Raw genomic sequence first — 19,255 nt, forward strand, 5'->3', positions numbered from 1 at the left:
AGTTTTACACCAGAATTCAGGTAGGTATGAGTGTTATTTATGTGCTATTGGCCATCAGCCTCGTCGTTGCGGTCATCTTTTTCACTGCATTTATTGTATCCGTCAAGAGCGGTCAGTATGATGATTCATACACACCCTCTGTGCGCATGCTGTTCGAAGATGAACTGGTCAAGGATAAACCTTCCGAAGAAAAAGAAAAACAAAAAAAGAGTAACAAATAGACCAACTAAATGATGGGAAATTAGAATGGAAAGCTAAGAGGTAATTGATTGTGGTATCTGAACTCCATTTAGGTTCTAGCCCCAAACAGCTACTCTTTAGCTTTAAAAAAATAGCATAGACATATGTTACATTCTCTATCCTTAGATTAAAAAACAATACTTATGGAGGTACAGCAGTTTTATTACGACAACAAAATTGTTAAAAAGTTTCTTTACGCTACAATGTTTTGGGGAATTGTCGGAATGTCGGTCGGTCTAATGTTGGCCTTCCTTTTTATTTTCCCTAATTATATGGAAGGTATTTCATGGCTTAGTTTTGGTCGATTACGTCCATTGCATACCAATGCCGTTATCTTTGCCTTCGTAGGTAATGCGATTTTCGCAGGTGTTTACTATTCGACGCAACGTCTTCTGAAAGCACGAATGTTCAATGATTTTCTGAGTAATTTTAACTTTTGGGGCTGGCAGGCGATAATTGTCGCAGCGGCAATAACACTCCCATTAGGGTATTCCTCCTCAAAAGAATATGCAGAGCTAGAATGGCCTATCGATATTGCAATCGCTATTGTCTGGGTCGCTTTTGGCGCTAACCTGATTGGCACAATGATCAAAAGAAGGCAGCGCCATTTATACGTTGCCATTTGGTTCTATCTGGCAACTTTTGTCACTGTAGCCGTACTCCATATTTTCAACAGTTTAGCACTTCCTGTTAGTGCCTTTAAAAGTTATTCTGTTTATGCCGGCGTTCAAGATGCATTGGTTCAATGGTGGTACGGTCACAATGCCGTGGCATTTTTCTTGACGACCCCGTTTTTGGGGCTGATGTACTATTTTGTTCCTAAAGCGGCGAATAGACCCGTTTATTCCTATAAACTTTCAATCGTTCACTTCTGGTCATTGATTTTCATATATATCTGGGCCGGACCCCACCACTTGCTCTATTCTGCACTACCCGATTGGGCACAGAATTTGGGCGTCGCTTTTTCCATTATGCTACTTGCGCCTTCCTGGGGGGGTATGATCAACGGACTCTTAACGCTACGCGGGGCTTGGGATAAAGTACGTACCGATCCGACCCTGAAGTTTATGGTAGTGGCAATTACAGGCTATGGAATGGCCACCTTTGAAGGTCCCATGTTATCGCTTAAAAATGTAAACGCAATTGCCCATTTTAGCGACTGGATTATTGCCCACGTACACGTTGGTGCTTTGGCATGGAACGGATTTTTAACATTCGGAATGATTTATTGGTTAGTACCCAAAATGACGAAAACAAGATTGTATTCAGTAGGTCTCGCGAACGTTCATTTTTGGATCGGCACCTTGGGTATCATCTTATATGCCCTACCCATGTACGTCGCCGGGTTCACCCAAGCTTTAATGTGGAAGGATTTCAACCCTGACGGTACTTTGGTATATGGTAACTTTCTTGAGACCGTCACCGAGATTATGCCCATGTATTGGATGCGTGCCATCGGAGGAACGATGTATATTATCGGGGCCTGCGTAATGATTTATAACGTTGTGGCAACTATCAGATCAGGAAGCAAAGTGGAAGACGAATTGGCCGAAGCTGCTGCCTTGACCCGTGTTTCAAAAAGAAGAACAGCTGGCGAAACCTTTCATACCTGGTTGGAGCGCAAGCCGATACAATTGACCATTTTGGCTACGATAGCTATTTTAATTGGAGGAATTATTCAAATTGTACCTACGATATTGGTCAAATCGAACATCCCTACAATTACTAGTGTGAAACCTTACACGCCCCTGGAATTGGAAGGACGCGATCTTTATATTCGAGAAGGTTGTGTAGGTTGTCACTCGCAAATGGTACGGCCGTTCCGTAGTGAAGTCGAGCGTTACGGTGAATATGCGAAGGCTGGGGAGTTTGTATACGATCACCCTTTCCTTTGGGGAAGTAAACGTACGGGTCCAGATTTATTAAGAGTTGGCGGTAAATATTCCGATAACTGGCACCTCAATCACATGTATGACCCCCAAACCACATCAGCTGGTTCAATTATGCCGTCTTATTCGTGGTTGGTTCGCGATGCGCACGACAGAAGCAATATTAAGACAAAAATGGAGACCATGGTGACATTGGGAGTACCCTATACCGAAGAAGATATCGCAAATGCCGAGACGAGTATGGATCAACAAGCTGCCCAAATAGAGAAAAATCTTTACAGTGATCCCGATTTTGCAAATAGTTATGAAGCCGATAAAAAGTATGCCGCTGAGAACGGTGAAGAATTCATAGCCATGAAAGACCGTGAAATTGTAGCACTCATTGCATATTTACAGCGTTTGGGTACCGATATCAAAATTAAGGATACCGAATAATAAATCTTATAAAGAAATAAGTTAGCGACAGTATAAAATATTAAGGGTTCAGTGTCATTGCGCTAGGTTCTAACTTCTAAAAATAAAGACATGTTTAAATTTGTAAAGGGGTATATGGAGAGTATTGAAGGAGTAGCCACCTATCCCATGATATCATTATTAATCTTCTTCATATTTTTTGTAGTGCTTTTCTTGTGGGTAGTTACCGCTTCAAAAGCACATGTCAAAGAAATGAGCGAATTGCCCTTAGAAGATGATAACGACATCGCAAACTAAGGAGCCAATAGCGACAGTCAACTGAATTTTTCTTCCAACTAAAGAAAAATTAAAAGAATGAATACCAACTATCAATATAAAATTAAATAATATGAAAAATGGATCAGCTTGGTGGATTAAGATCCCTTTAGCGTTCTTTCTAATCCTAGGATTGATGGAACTTTTAATCGACTCCGGAGACAAACCGGCAATCATCGAATACCCTCTTCTCCAGATTTTTATGGTATTCATCCTATTCTTAATGATCATTATACAGATTATTTTGAATGCCATCGAGAATGTGATGTTCCAGACGCTTTCAGAAGAAGCTAAAGCGCGTTATCTGGAAGATAAGAGCAATACTTGGGAATGGAAATGGGGCAAAAGAACATATGAAAAATTATTGGGCTCTAAACCCATGGAGGCAGAGCAAGAAATTATTCTTGATCATAATTATGACGGTATACGCGAATTGAACAATAAGTTACCGCCTTGGTGGGTGTACATGTTCTACGCATCAATAGTCTTTGCTATTATATACATGTTACGTTTTCATGTTTTTGGAGGCTATGACCAAGATTTAGAATACGAACAAGACGTCGCAGCGGCTCAACTTGAAATAGAAGCATACAAGAAAACCGCAAAAGATTTGGTCGATGCAAATACGGTAGAACTTATGACCGATGCTTCCGATCTTAAAGCCGGCAAGACCATTTTCGAAAGTAACTGCGTAGCCTGTCATATGGCCGATGGAGGTGGTGGAATCGGTCCAAATTTGACCGATGAACATTGGATTTTAGGCGGTGGTATCAAAAATGTATTCCATACCATATCGGAAGGTGGACGTGACGGCAAAGGTATGATTGCCTGGAAACAGACACTCAAACCATTAGAGATCGCTCAAGTTTCCAGCTATGTATTGACCAATATAAATGGTACTCCTCCTGCAAATCCGAAAGCTCCGGAAGGAGATATTTGGGTAGCTGAAGAAACGCCCTGAAAAAAAAATCAAGCAGCACTAGTTTTTATAATTGACAAAAACCAAGGAAAAAGGAACCGTGTACTAAATTTTAGTACTCCAAATCCCTACTCGCTATTTTAGAAAAACGAAAAGGGTACAACGTATAGCAATTCAAGATGTCACAGGAAAAAGAGCAGTTTAGGGATTCAATAGGTACCATCAACGAAGATGGTAAGAGGGCCTGGCTCTATCCTAAAAAGCCGAGCGGCCGATTTTATCAGTACCGAAAGTATGTAAGCTATCTTTTACTGGCCCTTTTATTTGCAGCTCCATTTGTAAAAATCAATGGCAATCAGTTCTTGATGTTCAATGTTCTGGAACGTCGCTTTAATATCTTCGGACTCCCTTTCTGGCCTCAAGACTTCTATCTATTTGTTATTTTAATGATTATCGGAGTTGTTTTCATCTCTCTTTTTACCGTTGCCTTCGGACGTATTTTTTGTGGATGGATGTGCCCGCAAACCATTTTTATGGAAATGGTTTTCCGTAGGATCGAATATTGGATAGATGGGGATAGAGGTGCACAGATAAAATTAGACCGGCAAGAATGGAATGGTGAAAAAATTAGAAAGCGTGTGCTAAAATGGTTTATCTTTTTTATCATTTCGTTTCTGATTGCCAACATCTTCCTCGCGTACCTAATCGGCAGTGACCGACTGATCCAATACATAATGGATGGACCAATGCGTCACGTAAGCATCATGGTTTCATTATTGATTTTTACGGCTGTATTCTACTTTATATTTGCTTGGTTCAGGGAACAGGTATGTATTATCGCTTGCCCCTACGGGCGTATGCAAAGTGTACTTCTTGACAACAAATCTATTGTTGTTGCCTATGATTACAAAAGAGGTGAGGCGGAAAACGGCAGAAAGAAATGGCGAAAAAACGAAGACAGAAAAGAATTGGGCTTTGGTGATTGTATCGATTGCTTTCAATGTGTCAATGTGTGCCCCACAGGAATTGATATACGTAACGGTACACAACTAGAGTGCGTCAATTGTACCGCCTGCATCGATGAATGCGATACAATTATGGAAAAAGTTAACCTTCCTAAAGGATTGATTCGCTATGCCAGTGAAGATGAAATCGTAAAAAAAGAAAAGTTCAAATTTACGCCCCGCTTAAAGGGGTATACCGCTGTCTTAACCATTTTGACGGGAATTTTAATCGGCATGCTTTTTCTTAGAAACGACTTGGAAGCCAATATTTTAAGGCTTCCCGGACAACTCTATGAGCACAAAGAAGATAATATTATCAGCAACGTGTACACATTTAAACTGGTCAATAAGACCACAAAAGATGTCGAAGATGTTAACTTTAAACTTTTATCTCATAAAGGAACCATAAAATTGGTCAGCCATCAAGATTTTATAGTGCCCGCAAAAGAACTTGCCGAAGGCACCCTCTTTGTTGAAATCAACAATTCTGCCTTAACCGGTGATAAGAACAAAATAAAGATTGGAGTCTATAGTGGTGAAGAATTAATAGAAACGACCACCACCGCATTTATGGGACCAAGAAGCTATAAATAGGCAAGCTTGACTAAATGGTAGCGATAAGTGAAACGGGCATGCGCTCTATCGTTTCTATAAAAAGGGAAGTTCCTTTCAACAGCATTCAATATAAAAGTATTCGTTATGAAAATAAATTGGGGAACAGGAATCGTTTTGGCATTAGTAGGATTCATAAGCTTTATTCTATACTTTGTTGTACGCATGGGGCTAGACGATCGGGCGAATCATGATTTGGTAACGGAAGAATATTACAAGGCCGAATTGGGGTATCAGAAAGAAATCGATGCCGAAAAGAACGCTAATAAGAATGCAAGAATCACAATGGACAGAACACCCGATGGTCTCGTGCTCAACTTTCCAGAAAAATTAGACCCAAAAAAAATAAAAGGTACAGTGTCCCTTTACAGACCATCTAATAAACACTTGGATTTTGACTTACCCGTAAGCCTATCCAATACACATTTGCTCATACCTGACAAACGTTTGTTAGATGGTCGCTGGGACATTAAAGTTTCTTGGCAATATGGTGATGAACTGTATATGCATAAAGAAAGTTTGACCTATTAAAAATGGTCCGAAACATCACCCCATTGAACAATGCATTTGTGAAGCACAAAAAACAGCAGTTTAAACAATAGCGATTCCGGTGAATTTGTATTAAAAAGAGAATTACCTATTGTAACACAATGTCGAATTAGACAAACTATGTTAGTATCAGCCATCATCATGGGATTATTAGGTAGCCTCCACTGTGTGGGGATGTGCGGCCCGATAGCCTTTATGTTGCCTGTGGATAGGAACAATGAACTGAAGAAGTTTACACAGATTTTTATTTACCATTTCGGGAGGCTATTGGCCTACGGTATCATCGGACTCGTATTCGGGATGCTTGGAAAAGGTCTCTATGTATTCGGAATGCAACAAAAGCTGTCTATCATTATTGGTGTTTTAATGATTGTAGTCGTACTGATTCCACATAAGACCTTTAGTAAATACAACCTCTCACAACCTTTTTACAAACTAATAGCGAAAGTCAAAGATCGATTGGGGCAACAACTCAAAAAGAAAACGCCCGATACATTTCTTACTATCGGCTTTTTAAACGGGTTCTTACCCTGTGGCCTCGTTTATATGGCGCTATTTGGTGCCATTGCAATGGGGAATGCCGCACAAGGAGGATTTTATATGGTGCTGTTCGGGCTGGGCACCATTCCATTAATGACAACGGCTATTTATTTTAGTTCACTTTTAAAAGGCGTGGCACGAAAGAACGTACGAAAGTTGATTCCGGTTTTTGTAATCATTATAGGAGCACTTTTTATATTACGCGGTTTAGGGTTGGGTATTCCCTATGTATCTCCTAAACCTGTAGTCGAAATAGTCTCGAGTACCATGGAATGTAACGACTGATATATAAAATTCATGAAACCGCTACCAAACGAAATCGTACTTAGGCCCAGGTTTCAATTCGAATTACCTACGACCCAAGAAACGATTCTTGGCAAGTTTGAAAATGCGGAATGCAAACCCTTTCTGATTAAATGCATCGACGAGCACATTTTTATCAAATTTGATGAGAAAGAAAATCATTTATGGTCACCACAACTTCATCTTGAAATTTTTAAAGTAGATGAAAAAACCTGTAAATTATACGGCATTTTCGGCCCCAACCCTACCCTGTGGACTTTTTTTATGTTCCTACATTTTGGTGTAGCAATAGTTTTCGTGATTCTAGGTGTATGGGCATATTCTAGTGCCTCGTTGAACCGCCCCTACGGTCTTCAGCTAGGTTTAATGGTGTTCATGACAGTTCTTTGGTTTGTACTTTATGCTTTCGGCAGGATAGGAAAACGAAAAGGAAAACCTCAAATGCATCAATTACATCAATTTGTAACCCAAACATTGACTATTGAACTAGGTATATAAAAGTCGCTTCGATTACTGAAATTATTTTTTTGATAAAACCTGAAACCAGTAACTTGCCTGAGTTTAGGCTCGAAAATTTATGTATTGATTGCATAATTTAATCTTTATGGATAGAAAAGATATTCAAAATAGAAGCGACGTAAAACTTTTGGTAGAAACGTTCTATGAGAAAATTCGCGTAGATAAAGTTCTTGGCCCCATATTCAATGGCATTATTACCGATTGGGATAGCCATTTGACCCTGTTGACCGATTTCTGGGAAACTCAACTTTTTCTAAAACGCAAATACTACGGCAACCCCGTAACCGCCCATCAAGAAGTTGACGATAAAATGAATCACACCATAACTTCAGAACATTTTGGCTTGTGGCTGAACCTTTGGTTTGCTACAATAGACCAGCTTTTTGAGGGTGAAACCGCATGGATTGCCAAGAACAGGGCACAAAAAATGTCTACAATGCTATTTATGCAGATTTTTCAGCATAGAACAAAATAATATTTCTTCAAAATTAGCAAAATTTTAATTCGGATAATTTTGTCCGAATTATAACTTCCCTTATATTTGTCTTGAATTAGAAACAAAACTTTATGTTTTCAAAAGCCTGTGAATATGGTATAAAAGCCTCTACCTATATTGCACTGCAATCAATCGAAGGAAAACGGACGAGCCTTCGTGATATTGCTAAAAAAATTGATTCGCCAGAGGCATTTACGGCCAAAATTTTACAGCTGTTAGCAAGAAATCAGATTATTGATTCGGTAAAAGGTCCATCGGGCGGTTTCCAAATCGAAAAAGATCAAATAGATAAAATTAAACTTAGCGAGATCGTCTATGCCATCGACGGCGATAATATTTATGTGGGATGTGGTCTAGGGTTAAAAGAATGTAATGCCCTTAAACCCTGCCCTGTACATGAAAAGTTCGTTGCTATACGCGATAATCTGAAAAAAATGCTTGAAAATACTAGTCTCTATGAAATGACCGCTGGCCTCGAAGTTGGCCTGACCTACTTGAAGCGCTAAAAAAAATTTATTTTAAAAAAGGACAATTTTGTCCGTTATTATCTTTAAACAACTATCATATAAAATTTAAGATTATGGAAAAGATACTCGAAAAGAACATAGGGCAAATAGTAGCTGAAGATTATAGAACAGCCCAAGTTTTTAATAACCACAAGATAGATTTTTGTTGTAAAGGAAACCGAAGCATTTATGAAGTGGCAGAAAAAAGTAATGTAAGCACCGATCAATTACTAAAAGAAATCGAAGCCATCTTGAATCAGGATACGACCGAATCAATAGATTTCAAATCTTGGCCACTAGACTTACTGGCCGATTATATAGAAAAAAAGCACCATCGTTACGTTGAAGAACGCATTCCCGTTTTAAAACAATACCTCAACAAATTATGTCGTGTACATGGTGAACGCCACCCCGAACTATTAGAGATTACCGACCATTTCGAAAAATCAGCGGGGGAATTGGCCATGCATATGAAAAAAGAAGAACTCATTCTTTTTCCGGCAGTACGTAAAATGATCAAGGCCAAGCAAACAGGTGCCAATTTCGATCGACCACATTTTGGTACGGTTCAAAACCCGATTGCCATGATGATGCAAGAGCATGAGACGGAAGGAGACCGATTTCGAAAAATAGATGAACTGAGCAACAATTACACTCCTCCTGCCGATGCCTGTAATACTTATAAAGTAGCGTTTTCATTGCTTCAAGAATTTGAACAAGACCTTCACAGGCACATCCATTTAGAAAACAACATTCTGTTTCCTAAAGCGGAATTATTGGAAAGAGAATTGTCGGTATTGGTATAAAACCCGCTATGATGGAAAAAACCGCACCACTTAAAAGAAAAAAAGAATTACAAGGCATAAGCCATGATCACCACCAAGGCCTGCTCCTTTGTTGGAAGATACGTACGGGGTTTTCAAAAGGCATTGAGTTAACAAGAATTAAACGCTATGCGGATTGGTTCTTTAAAATCCATCTAATGCCTCATTTCGAATTAGAGGAGCACTATATGTTTCCTATTCTGGGCAAGGATAATAAACTGGTTAAAAAAGCCCTTGCCGAGCACCGAAGATTGATACGGTTATTTAAGGATCAAGAGATTCATAAGTCACTCGCCAATATTGAAGAAGAACTTGAAAAACATATACGTTTTGAGGAACGCATACTCTTTAATGAAATTCAAAAAATAGCTACACCGGAACAATTAAATATAATTTCAAAACTACATAACGATGAGAAATTCAGAGACAATTCAAATGACCCATTCTGGACATAAAAGTGTATTCAATTCTAAAAAATTGAAACCATTTAAAATCTACAACCAGGTTTTGGTCGAATTTAAAAGAGCACAGACAGGCTATGCTACCATCGCAATCATTGGTCAAAGCTGTATTGGGTCAGTTGCCGCGATGACGTTGTTGATGAGCGATATACAAACTCCAATAATGCTGATCTTACTTTTCTTGGTTACTATTTTGTGTATGGCTTTTAATGGCGCAGTACTGGCACAACTAAAATCAAAAGCTGTATTCAACCTATTAATTCTAAGTGTATCGTTCAGTATTTTAGTTATTATTGCCAATCTACTCTAAAGAATGGCAATAGAAAAAGACGAAAACTAGAATACATGACAACAAAAACCAATAACCTCATCTATTATAATGAGTTCGGAGAAAAATGTCATGCCGATTTCAAGGTCAACGAATATCACAACTTGATGGAACTACTCTTTGACAAATATGTTGAGGATTGGGGCGACTGTAAAGGTAGGGCTTGGTGCGGTACCTGTTGTATCGAGATTGTGAAAGGCTCAATTACAGAAAAAATGGATGAGGATGAAAAAAATACACTCTTTAAGATGGGAAACCATACTGAAAAAAGTAGGTTGGCTTGCCAAATTCCCGTGAATGCAGAATTGAACGGCGCTATCCTTCGGATATTAAAAGATGCTTAAGTTGTACTTAGGTTTTGTTTTCCAAATACAATAAATAAGAAGCTTAAGGGAATCAAAAGACTTGCTACCGCTAATGCTTCATAATAACCATCAAAAAGTGATAGCCGTAGCCAAGACGCTATTCCCCTGAAAAAAATCAGTGCCTCGGTAATGACAAACCCTGTAAGATATAGCCAATAACCACTTTTCGATATCCGCATCAAACCAAAAAAATCGAAAAACAAAAACAATGAGATACTTACGACCCCCAGAAATGTTCCATGTAAATAACCTATGGTAAAATCTAGATAAATAACAGCTAAATTGGCAAAATAGGGAAAAGCGGTCAGGAGTTGGAGAACCATTTTCACCACTAAAAGAAACCCCACGGTTTTCAACAGATCCCTTTGAAATTTTGACAAAACCGATAGCCACTCCCCTTTATTACGTATCAAAAAAAGAAACAGCACTGCCAGTGCCAAAAGCTGGAACAGAGCCCCTACCCCACCTAAAACATACAATATGCCAGGTGGAGCCGCAAATAAGGTAGATAGAAAAAACGTTAATAAAATACCAAGATTAATACTTATGAAGAACTTTTTAAATGTCTTTTGGGGGAGCTGAATACCTAGTTGTTCGAGCAGGTGAAAAAACAGACCGTAAATGGCCATAAGCATCCACCCGTTGTACAAAAAGTGGAGGTAAAAATAAATGGCCAACCGATACCAAACCGATTCGGGTCCCCAAATATTCATAACCGCTCCCAACGCCCACGGTCCCAAACTGGAAATCACCAAATACCATAAAGCCACTTTCACACAACTATAGGCATTACTCTTTCTGAACTCGATTTTTACATGTTTCCTAAAAAACCAAAAGAACCAATACGAGGCCAAAAGAAACAAAGTCGAAAACATAATAGAAAAAAGGGCATAACCTTGAAAAGGAAAGGTCAATAACATACCCAACAATGTCACTTGGGTAAACCAAAAAATATGGCGATACTTTTTATCGACAATCGCATCTTGTACGAATATTTTATACAACAAAGTAGTCAATGCCAAATACGCCCAACCCAACAAAGCAATATGGGAATGGGTATGAACAAAAAACTTGTAATTTATAGGAATCGCTAACGAATGAAAAGCACGCAATAGTACGCCTAACACGGCCGCCAATATAAAATAGGCAAAGGCCACTTTCGTATGAGATTGTAAATTGATCATTTTCAAAACCGCAATTTAGGGAAATCACCGCATATGTTCCTCAATTTAAAATCGAAGGGATAATCGATATACAATACGCCATGATAACCTGACATATATCATTTTTTAAGCTTTTTTGTATGTAGTCTTTTGTATAACCAATTTCCTAACCTCCTGAATGGAACAAATCACAAATTAGTCTGGGCCTTCTTTATCTTTTTAATCTCCAATGTCCACCCGCAATTAACGGTAGATGCAGAACTTCGTCCTCGAATGGAGTACCAACATGGCTTTAAGACACTTTTGCGGATAATGAAGAACCAGCGGCATTTGTATCACAAAGTACACGGTTAAATACGGGGCATACGTCTGAAAAATTAACCTTTTTCCTGAGCTTGCAAGATGTCAGGGTCTGGGGCGACGTACCACAATTAAATATAGCTGACAAAAACGGAATCGGTATCCATCAGGCTTGGGGAGAAATCCTTTTTCATGAAAAGTTTTCTTTAAAATTGGGCCGTCAGGAAATTTTATATGATGACCAACGGATTTTCGGGAATGTAGGTTGGGCGCAACAAGCACGCAGTCATGATGCCGCTCTATTTAGTTACAGTGAAAATGATTTCAAATTGCATGTTGGGCTAGCATTCATTCAAGATGCAGAAAACGTGGTCGGCACTACCCTGAGAACACCCGGAACCTATAAAAGTCTTCAATTCGCTTGGCTGCATCAAGATTGGCAAAGGTTTCAAGCAAGTTTTCTTTTGCTGAACAATGGTCAACAGTTCATCGATGAAGTTAATTCCGACAACAATGAAACCCGATATAGTCAAACATTTGGAACTCATTTAACTTACAAGAAAGGAAAATTAGATATTAGTTCAAATCTTTATTACCAACTCGGAAAGGATCTCGCCAATAACGACCTTAGTGCCTATTTACTGGCATTGGAAGCAAGTTACAAACCAACGCAAACCTGGTCAGTAGTACTTGGTTCTGAACTTCAAAGCGGAAATGATAATGGAGCTCCTTCAAATGGAGACAACAAGGAGACAAGACTTTTGACCAACCCGGGACCTGTGCGGTCTGCAAAATGGATCTTGCACTTTTGGAAACCAAAATTAAGGAAACCGATGAAATTTCTGATCTCTCGATCTACAACCTTCCTTCTATTTGGACCACCCAAGATAATCGGGAAATAGAGTTAAAAGATTTAAAGGGAAATGTCTTGGTCATGGTTATGATTTATACTACTTGCCAATCGGCATGTCCCAGATTGGCTGCTGATATGCGATCCATCGAAAAACAGATTCCCGACGCAAAAAAAGGTAACGTGAAGCTCGTTCTCATAAGTATAGACCCCGAAACGGATACCCCTGAAAGGCTGAAAGAATTTGCTATCGAAAACGAAATGGAGTCTGAGCAATGGGTGTTTCTTAGAGGTTCGGAATCGGATACCCGCGAATTCGCCGCTGTGTTGGCCGTCAACTATAAAAAAATCTCCCCGATGGATTTTTCACACTCCAATATAATCAGCGTCTTCGACCAAAAAGGTGAATTGACATACCAACAAGAGGGACTCGGTGTAAACAATGAAATTACCGTTTCAAAAATTTTGGGATTGGCATATTAGGCCCTATTCTTTATTATCTATAATAATTGATTTTTTTTGTTAACTTTTGAATGTTGATAAATTTACAAATAATTGATTATCAGTGTATTTAACTAATATTCTAGTAAACATTATGATTTTTATCATAAGATAGTTGTTTAAATTTTACCTAATTTTAGTGCAGAATTAGCTCCTAACAAACTATAAAGAATTTAAAATGCACACTACAACTTTCCCGACCCCTACCACCACCTATACCCAAGACGAAGCTTTTGATGCTTCGCTGATTTATTTCAAGGGCGACGATCTTGCGGCCCGTGTATGGATCAACAAATATGCCCTTAAAGATTCTGACGGAAATATCTATGAACGGACACCCGACGATATGCACCGAAGAATCGCTCACGAAATTGCCCGGATTGAAGCAAAATATCCGAATCCGATGAAGGAGAAAGAAATCTTCGATCTGATCAAAAACTTTAAATATATTGTTCCCCAAGGCAGTCCAATGGCGGGCATTGGCAATCCGTTTCAAATCGCTTCGCTTTCGAATTGTTTTGTTATCGGAACCGACGGGAAATCTGATTCGTACGGTGGCATTCTAAAAATCGACCAAGAACAGGTACAACTAATGAAGCGCCGTGGCGGTGTTGGGCACGACCTTTCGCATATTCGCCCCAAAGGCTCACCTGTCAAGAATTCTGCTTTAACCTCAACGGGGTTGGTGCCTTTTATGGAGCGCTACTCGAACTCTACTCGCGAAGTCGCACAAGATGGTCGTAGGGGCGCTTTGATGTTGTCCGTTTCGATAAATCATCCCGATGCGGAAGATTTTATCGATGCTAAAATGGAACAAGGCAAAGTAACAGGTGCGAATGTTTCGGTACGTATGGATGATGCTTTTATGAAAGCGGTCGAGAACAACGATAATTACACTCAAAAATTCCCCATCCATAGTAAAGATCCAAAATTCTCAAAAGAGATCAAAGCATCGCAATTATGGAATAAAATAGTTCACAACGCTTGGAAATCAGCTGAACCGGGAATTTTATTCTGGGACACCATTATCAACGAATCGGTGCCGGATTGTTATGCTGATTTAGGTTACAAGACGGTATCGACGAACCCCTGTGGAGAAATCCCGTTATGTCCTTATGATTCTTGCCGCTTATTGGCCATCAATCTAATGGGTTATGTAGATGCACCTTTTACAGAAAAAGCTTCCTTTAATTTCAAGCTCTTTAAAAAACACATTGCAGCGGCACAACGCATCATGGATGATATCATCGATTTAGAACTTGAAAAAGTAGATGCCATCTTAAAAAAAATTGCCGATGACCCCGAATTGGAAGAAACTAAAATGGTGGAATACAAACTTTGGGAAAACATCAAAAAGAAGGCTCAAGAAGGCCGACGAACGGGTATTGGTATCACGGCGGAGGGAGATATGATAGCAGCCCTTGGTTTACGCTACGGAAGCAAGGAGGCTAATGAGTTTTCCGTTGAAGTACACAAAACGATAGCATTGGAAGCCTATCGGGCATCGGTACATACGGCTCGAGATCGTGGTGCCTTCGCTATTTTCGATGCAGAGCGAGAAAAGGAAAATCCGTTCATCCTCCGCTTAAAAGACGCAGACGAAAAATTATACTACGAAATGCTCGAACATGGCCGGAGAAATATTGCCCTCTTGACAATTGCCCCTACCGGCACTACGAGTTTGATGACTCAAACCACATCAGGTATTGAACCTGTATTTCTTCCCGTGTATAAGCGTCGTAGAAAGGTAAACCCGAACGACAAAGAAGTACGGGTCGATTTTGTTGATGATGTCGGCGACTCTTGGGAAGAATATTTGGTGTTCCATCATCAGTTCAAGGCTTGGATGACGGCCAAGGGATATGATACCGATAAAAATTACAGCCAAGACGAAATCAATACCATTGTAAAAAAGTCGCCCTATTATAAGGCCACTTCGAACGATGTCGATTGGCTAAGCAAAGTACGTCTGCAAGGTGCGGTTCAAAAATGGGTAGATCACTCCATCAGTGTTACTATCAACCTACCCAACGACGTTTCTGAAGAATTGGTAGGTAAATTATATTTAGAAGCTTGGAAGGCCGGTTGCAAAGGGGTAACCGTATATCGTGACGGCTCTCGCTCGGGAGTTTTGATATCCGCAGATGACAAGAAAGAGGAGTCTTCAAAAACCTTGACCACCTTTCCTACGAAGCGCCCGCAGGTTCTTGAGGCCGATGTTGTGCGTTTTCAGAACAACAAAGAAAAGTGGATTGCCTTTATCGGTCGCATCGATGGCAAGCCATACGAAATCTTTACCGGTCTGGCCGATGATCAAGACGGCATCTTGATTCCCCGTTGGGCGAATGAAGGACTTATCATCAAAAACAGGGATGAAAATGGGGCATCGCGTTACGATTTTCAGTACAAGAATGCAAGAGGCTATAAAACCACTATAGAAGGACTTTCGCATAAATTCGACCCCGAATATTGGAACTATGCCAAATTGATATCAGGCACCCTGCGCCATGGTATGCCGATTGAAAAAATCGTGGATTTGATCAACAGTCTGCAACTCGACAGCGAACAGATCAATACTTGGAAAAATGGGGTAGCACGTGCGCTAAAAAGGTACGTTATGGACGGTACAGAGGCCAAAGGCCAAAAATGCAGTAACTGCAAATCTACTAACCTCATTTATCAGGAAGGTTGTTTGACGTGTAAAGATTGTGGATCCTCAAAATGTGGATAGTAATTGGTAAGAATCTAGTTCGGCCGATTTTCGCAATGTTTCACTAAATATTTTAGCGGCTCTATTGAAATGGTCAGAATTTAATACTAGTTCTGGCCACATACCTCGTCGTGTCAATCAGATTTTATCTGTGCTGGTCATGATAGTTGCTACGGCGTAATCTAGCTTTTGGCGCCAGCTATTGCTATATTTGACTGCTTACAATTTATTTATATTGGTCTTGCCGTTTGAAATCAAATTATTCGTTTGCTCTAGGTACTTTCAAAAAACGACAATGTACCTATTCTCTGCTATTAAGACATCCAAATTGGTTCGGCAGTTGATTTTACCGTATCGTTTTAATGGTATTTCCAAAGGGATTGCCACGATAAAAAGGAGCGCTAAGGTCAGCATCGTTTCGCTAAAAATCTTTGCGTTTGGCTTTATAGGATAGTCTCCAAATGGGGATTACCGTCCAAAGCAAGAGCATTAACAATGAAATAACTAAACCGGTATTTGTACCGAAGAATTGTTTGAATATCGCACCGGTATATCCTAAAAGTGCAGAAATATCCAGTTTTAATAGAATTAGCGTTCGCGATAAATCAATTGGGTTGAACATCGTGGCTATGAGCGAAAATGAGTCCAACGGATATGCTTCAAAGACAATCAACGACATTAGAAATAACCCGTCATAGACCACTGCTAAAAATAACCACATCAGAACGGCGTACCCAAACCCTTTGATTTTGTTTTCGTTGGAAATAGCAATATTAAAGGCCAATGCGGTAAAAATTAGGGTTAAAAAAGCTCCTGTTATCAATAGTAAGGAAAAATTCCAAATCGCATCACTTTTGAAAAGTCCGTAAAGTGCAAATGGAACTCCCAGGCCCAAGACCAAGCTCAGTGTAAGTGACCCTGCTACCCCGAAATATTGCCCCAAAAATATAGATGAACGCCTGATTGGCTGTGCCAACAACAACTCGGTAAATTCTTTGGAATTGTAATAATACATCACTCCAAAAATGGTACCTATCAAGGGCACTAGAACAATAATAACGTTCATTAGGGTGATGACCGCTTTCGAAAGGTCTTGGTTTAAAAACAACAGCACAAAGCCCAAAGCCAAATAAAAAAGAAAATATACGTAGCTCCAACGACTACGCATTAAATCGTAAAAACTATATTTTAGTATCTTAAGCATCGGTGGTGGTAATTGCTATGGCCGCTATGGCATGTTCAAAATCACTTTGTCCAGTTTTTGTTTTTAAATCGGGGATACTTCCCTTGAAATAAATTTCCCCCTCTAAGAGATATACAATCTCATCAGCCACTTCTTCTACAAAACGCATAATATGGGAGGTCACCAATATCGTTTTTCCTTTCTCTTTTTCTTCGCGTATCAATTGTTTCAGATGAATTAGAGCCAAGGGATCCAGCCCTGTCGTGGGCTCATCAAGAATAATCAACGGATTATCGAACATTAGGGTCAAAACAATATTTACCTTTTGCTTAGTACCGCCGGAAAGCGTGCTCAATTTCTTGTCTAGAAAAGGTTCGAGGGAGAACAAGCTTATCAAACGTTCCTCATCACTCGGTTCTTGCCGCAAATCTTTGATCATTCTGATGATTTCCTTTACCTTAAGGTTTCCAGGGAAATTAGCAATTTGTGGTAAATATTCGATTTCTTGACGGTATCGCCATTTATTCTTTATGGGTTTTCCTAAGACAGAAATCACACCTTTATTGGGCACGACCATTCCTAATATAGCCTTTATCAAGGTCGTTTTGCCAGATCCGTTCGGACCAAGAATAGCAAAAATACCGCCTTTATCGATATGTAGGTCAAGACCTCGCAATACCTGGTTCTTTCCGAATTTCTTATATAAACGTTCTATTTGTATCATTTTGGTCTCTTCATTAGCGGGTTTGCATCCACTAAATTATCAGGTGTAAAAACGGGGGATACTTTTTCGGAAAAATCGATAATATCCATAAACAGGCTTCTGAGTAAAACTATGGTTTCAGGCGTTCTGTTTACGATATATGAAAAAAGTTTTACTGGCCGGTAAGGCACATCGCCAATTCCATCTTTATCAAGATCATAACCTGTGTAATCGCTCCAAAAATTAGTATCGAATATATTATCGTTCAAGTTGCCGTTATACGAAATATCAAAAGAGTTGTATAAAAAACTATTGTTTACGAATGAATTGGCATAACAGGCCCCGCGTACTTTAATAGCCCATCCGTTATTGACAAAATCGTTGTTCTTATACACTATACGGTTCGACCCTTCAATATTGATACCGACGGTATTTTCAGCAAAAGTATTCCCACTAATTTCCGCATCGTTGATTTCTTTCAAAAGCATACCAAAAGCTGCCGTGCCCCAATTTTTCTTAAAGGTATTATTATACATTTTTATCCGTTTTGAGAACATGACGGCTACCCCTGCCCCATTATTCTCAAAAGTATTGTTCTTATAAATATCATCGTTAGAAAACATAAAATGAAGGCCATACCGTAGGTTATTGGCACTCGTGTTGTCGGCTATGATAATATTGTCAGAAAACTCGAGATAAATACCATCGCGTACATGCTGAACAATATTTTGCTTTACTTCGATATTCTTGGAATACCACAATTGTATACCGTTGCCGGAATTATATTCGTCTACCGCATCACCGATAATTTTGTTATGGTATACCTTACCGTTTTTCGATTTCTCTAAATAGATACCAAAAAAAAGTTTTTCCAGTACCACATTCTGTATCAAAAAATTTTCGCTCTCTACCACGCGTATGGCAGCATAATCAGCGGTGTAACTCGTACCTACGTTTATTATAAAGAGTCCGTCAATAGTTACATTGTTCGCCTGTATAGTTATAATTTCGCCTTTATCTTCACCATCGACAATAGGGTAATCTTCCCCTAAAAGTGTCAACGGCTTCGTTATCTGAATATTAAACTCTTTATACGTGCCTTTCTTGATAAAAAGCGTATCAAAATCTGCCGCCAAGGAAATTCCTTCTTTAATTGATTTTATCTCGCAAGAAGAACAAATCGTTAAGGTGTTTGCCGATAGGTTTCCCCCAGTGAGCAAAAGAAATAGTATCAGAGATATTGAGATTCGAAATTTCATTATCGAATAATCAGAAATTTTGAATTCTCGTTGGCTTTTACCCAATGCGAAACTTCTTTAGGAAAACTAAAATGTTCTTGTGCCTTTATACAAAAAGCCTCACCATTTATATGAAAAAGGATATCGCCCTGCAGCACAATCAATTGGGCATCGGTCGGTGAGGAATGTTCAGGAAAAACGGCTCCCTTCTCAAGGCAAATGCTCAAGATTTCGAAAGCATCGGATTTTACAAGTTTTTGAACTTGAAGCTTATCAAAGGCTTGGGTCGCTATAGTATGATTAACAGTGTACATTATTTATAA

The 19,255-nt window shown here is 39.3% G+C and carries 21 protein-coding genes and 1 pseudogene; 17 read left to right on the forward strand and 5 right to left on the reverse strand.

The window, feature by feature from the left end; translation table 11 throughout:
* Nucleotides 1-26 precede the first annotated feature (26 nt).
* From ccoS to BLS33_RS04795, 14 genes are all read left to right on the forward strand, one after another.
* Entirely contained in the window at nt 27-221 is a 195-nt protein-coding gene (gene ccoS / locus BLS33_RS04730) for a cbb3-type cytochrome oxidase assembly protein CcoS (RefSeq protein ID WP_089885865.1), read from the forward strand.
* 162 nt (nt 222-383) lie between these two features.
* Entirely contained in the window at nt 384-2,564 is a 2,181-nt protein-coding gene (gene ccoN / locus BLS33_RS04735) for a cytochrome-c oxidase, cbb3-type subunit I (protein ID WP_089885869.1), read from the forward strand.
* Between the two features lie 90 nt (nt 2,565-2,654).
* Nucleotides 2,655-2,840 (forward strand): CcoQ/FixQ family Cbb3-type cytochrome c oxidase assembly chaperone, encoded by a 186-nt coding sequence (locus BLS33_RS04740; protein WP_089885873.1) that lies wholly within the window; start codon nt 2,655-2,657, stop codon nt 2,838-2,840.
* Nucleotides 2,841-2,931: 91 nt separating this feature from the next.
* Nucleotides 2,932-3,819, forward strand: a complete 888-nt coding sequence (locus BLS33_RS04745; protein WP_089885877.1) for a cbb3-type cytochrome c oxidase N-terminal domain-containing protein — start codon at nt 2,932-2,934, stop codon at nt 3,817-3,819.
* Nucleotides 3,820-3,956: 137 nt separating this feature from the next.
* On the forward strand, nt 3,957-5,375 hold the full coding sequence (gene ccoG, locus BLS33_RS04750) for a cytochrome c oxidase accessory protein CcoG (RefSeq protein ID WP_089885881.1): 1,419 nt from the start codon (nt 3,957-3,959) through the stop codon (nt 5,373-5,375).
* Nucleotides 5,376-5,480: 105 nt separating this feature from the next.
* A complete protein-coding gene (locus tag BLS33_RS04755) occupies nt 5,481-5,924 on the forward strand; it encodes a FixH family protein (RefSeq protein ID WP_089885885.1) in 444 nt (147 codons plus the stop codon).
* Nucleotides 5,925-6,062: 138 nt separating this feature from the next.
* Complete coding sequence (locus BLS33_RS04760) at nt 6,063-6,767, forward strand: sulfite exporter TauE/SafE family protein (protein WP_089885888.1); 705 nt, start codon at nt 6,063-6,065, stop codon at nt 6,765-6,767.
* A gap of 12 nt (nt 6,768-6,779) precedes the next feature.
* Nucleotides 6,780-7,283 carry a GTP-binding protein gene (locus BLS33_RS04765; RefSeq protein WP_089885891.1) on the forward strand — a complete coding sequence of 168 codons (504 nt, stop codon included), beginning with the start codon at nt 6,780-6,782 and terminating at the stop codon, nt 7,281-7,283.
* A 106-nt stretch (nt 7,284-7,389) separates the two neighbouring features.
* Entirely contained in the window at nt 7,390-7,779 is a 390-nt protein-coding gene (locus BLS33_RS04770; RefSeq protein WP_089885893.1) for a group III truncated hemoglobin, read from the forward strand.
* Between the two features lie 92 nt (nt 7,780-7,871).
* A complete protein-coding gene (locus tag BLS33_RS04775; protein WP_089885896.1) occupies nt 7,872-8,306 on the forward strand; it encodes an RrF2 family transcriptional regulator in 435 nt (144 codons plus the stop codon).
* A gap of 74 nt (nt 8,307-8,380) precedes the next feature.
* Complete coding sequence (ric, locus tag BLS33_RS04780; RefSeq protein ID WP_176801322.1) at nt 8,381-9,112, forward strand: iron-sulfur cluster repair di-iron protein; 732 nt, start codon at nt 8,381-8,383, stop codon at nt 9,110-9,112.
* A gap of 8 nt (nt 9,113-9,120) precedes the next feature.
* On the forward strand, nt 9,121-9,585 hold the full coding sequence (locus tag BLS33_RS04785; protein ID WP_317039830.1) for a hemerythrin domain-containing protein: 465 nt from the start codon (nt 9,121-9,123) through the stop codon (nt 9,583-9,585).
* Nucleotides 9,586-9,607: 22 nt separating this feature from the next.
* Entirely contained in the window at nt 9,608-9,901 is a 294-nt protein-coding gene (locus BLS33_RS04790; protein WP_245731282.1) for a hypothetical protein, read from the forward strand.
* Between the two features lie 35 nt (nt 9,902-9,936).
* Nucleotides 9,937-10,263: a 2Fe-2S iron-sulfur cluster-binding protein gene (locus BLS33_RS04795; protein ID WP_089885908.1), complete on the forward strand. Its 327-nt coding sequence runs from the start codon at nt 9,937-9,939 to the stop codon at nt 10,261-10,263.
* Here BLS33_RS04795 and BLS33_RS04800 read toward each other — a convergent pair.
* Nucleotides 10,260-11,468: a hypothetical protein gene (locus BLS33_RS04800; RefSeq protein ID WP_089885911.1), complete on the reverse strand. Its 1,209-nt coding sequence runs from the start codon at nt 11,466-11,468 to the stop codon at nt 10,260-10,262. The genes BLS33_RS04795 and BLS33_RS04800 overlap by 4 nt on opposite strands.
* 353 nt (nt 11,469-11,821) lie before the next feature.
* Here BLS33_RS04800 and BLS33_RS04805 point away from each other — a divergent pair.
* The 3 genes and pseudogenes from BLS33_RS04805 to BLS33_RS04815 form a co-directional block, all read left to right on the forward strand.
* Nucleotides 11,822-12,649: pseudogene (locus tag BLS33_RS04805) on the forward strand (alginate export family protein); the annotation flags it as partial.
* The gene (locus BLS33_RS04810) at nt 12,541-13,080 is read left to right on the forward strand and encodes an SCO family protein (RefSeq protein ID WP_089885917.1); all 540 of its coding nucleotides are present in this window, start codon (nt 12,541-12,543) and stop codon (nt 13,078-13,080) included. The pseudogene BLS33_RS04805 and the gene BLS33_RS04810, both read left to right, overlap by 109 nt.
* A gap of 196 nt (nt 13,081-13,276) precedes the next feature.
* On the forward strand, nt 13,277-15,829 hold the full coding sequence (locus tag BLS33_RS04815) for an adenosylcobalamin-dependent ribonucleoside-diphosphate reductase (RefSeq protein ID WP_089885921.1): 2,553 nt from the start codon (nt 13,277-13,279) through the stop codon (nt 15,827-15,829).
* Between the two features lie 400 nt (nt 15,830-16,229).
* Here BLS33_RS04815 and BLS33_RS04820 read toward each other — a convergent pair whose 3' ends face one another.
* From BLS33_RS04820 to BLS33_RS04835, 4 genes are read right to left on the reverse strand one after another with little or no spacing between them, the layout of a single operon-like run.
* Nucleotides 16,230-17,012: an ABC transporter permease gene (locus BLS33_RS04820; protein WP_089885924.1), complete on the reverse strand. Its 783-nt coding sequence runs from the start codon at nt 17,010-17,012 to the stop codon at nt 16,230-16,232.
* Nucleotides 17,005-17,715, reverse strand: coding sequence for an ABC transporter ATP-binding protein (locus tag BLS33_RS04825; RefSeq protein ID WP_089885928.1), 711 nt, complete (start codon nt 17,713-17,715; stop codon nt 17,005-17,007). Before BLS33_RS04825 ends, BLS33_RS04820 begins: the two co-directional genes overlap by 8 nt.
* Nucleotides 17,712-18,953: a nitrous oxide reductase family maturation protein NosD gene (locus tag BLS33_RS04830; RefSeq protein WP_089885931.1), complete on the reverse strand. Its 1,242-nt coding sequence runs from the start codon at nt 18,951-18,953 to the stop codon at nt 17,712-17,714. The genes BLS33_RS04825 and BLS33_RS04830 overlap by 4 nt, the downstream gene beginning before the upstream one ends.
* Nucleotides 18,953-19,246: a cupin domain-containing protein gene (locus BLS33_RS04835; RefSeq protein WP_089885934.1), complete on the reverse strand. Its 294-nt coding sequence runs from the start codon at nt 19,244-19,246 to the stop codon at nt 18,953-18,955. Before BLS33_RS04835 ends, BLS33_RS04830 begins: the two co-directional genes overlap by 1 nt.
* Nucleotides 19,247-19,255: the final 9 nt, after the last annotated feature.

Source organism: Kriegella aquimaris (assembly GCF_900103215.1).
Lineage (GTDB): Bacteria > Bacteroidota > Bacteroidia > Flavobacteriales > Flavobacteriaceae > Kriegella > Kriegella aquimaris.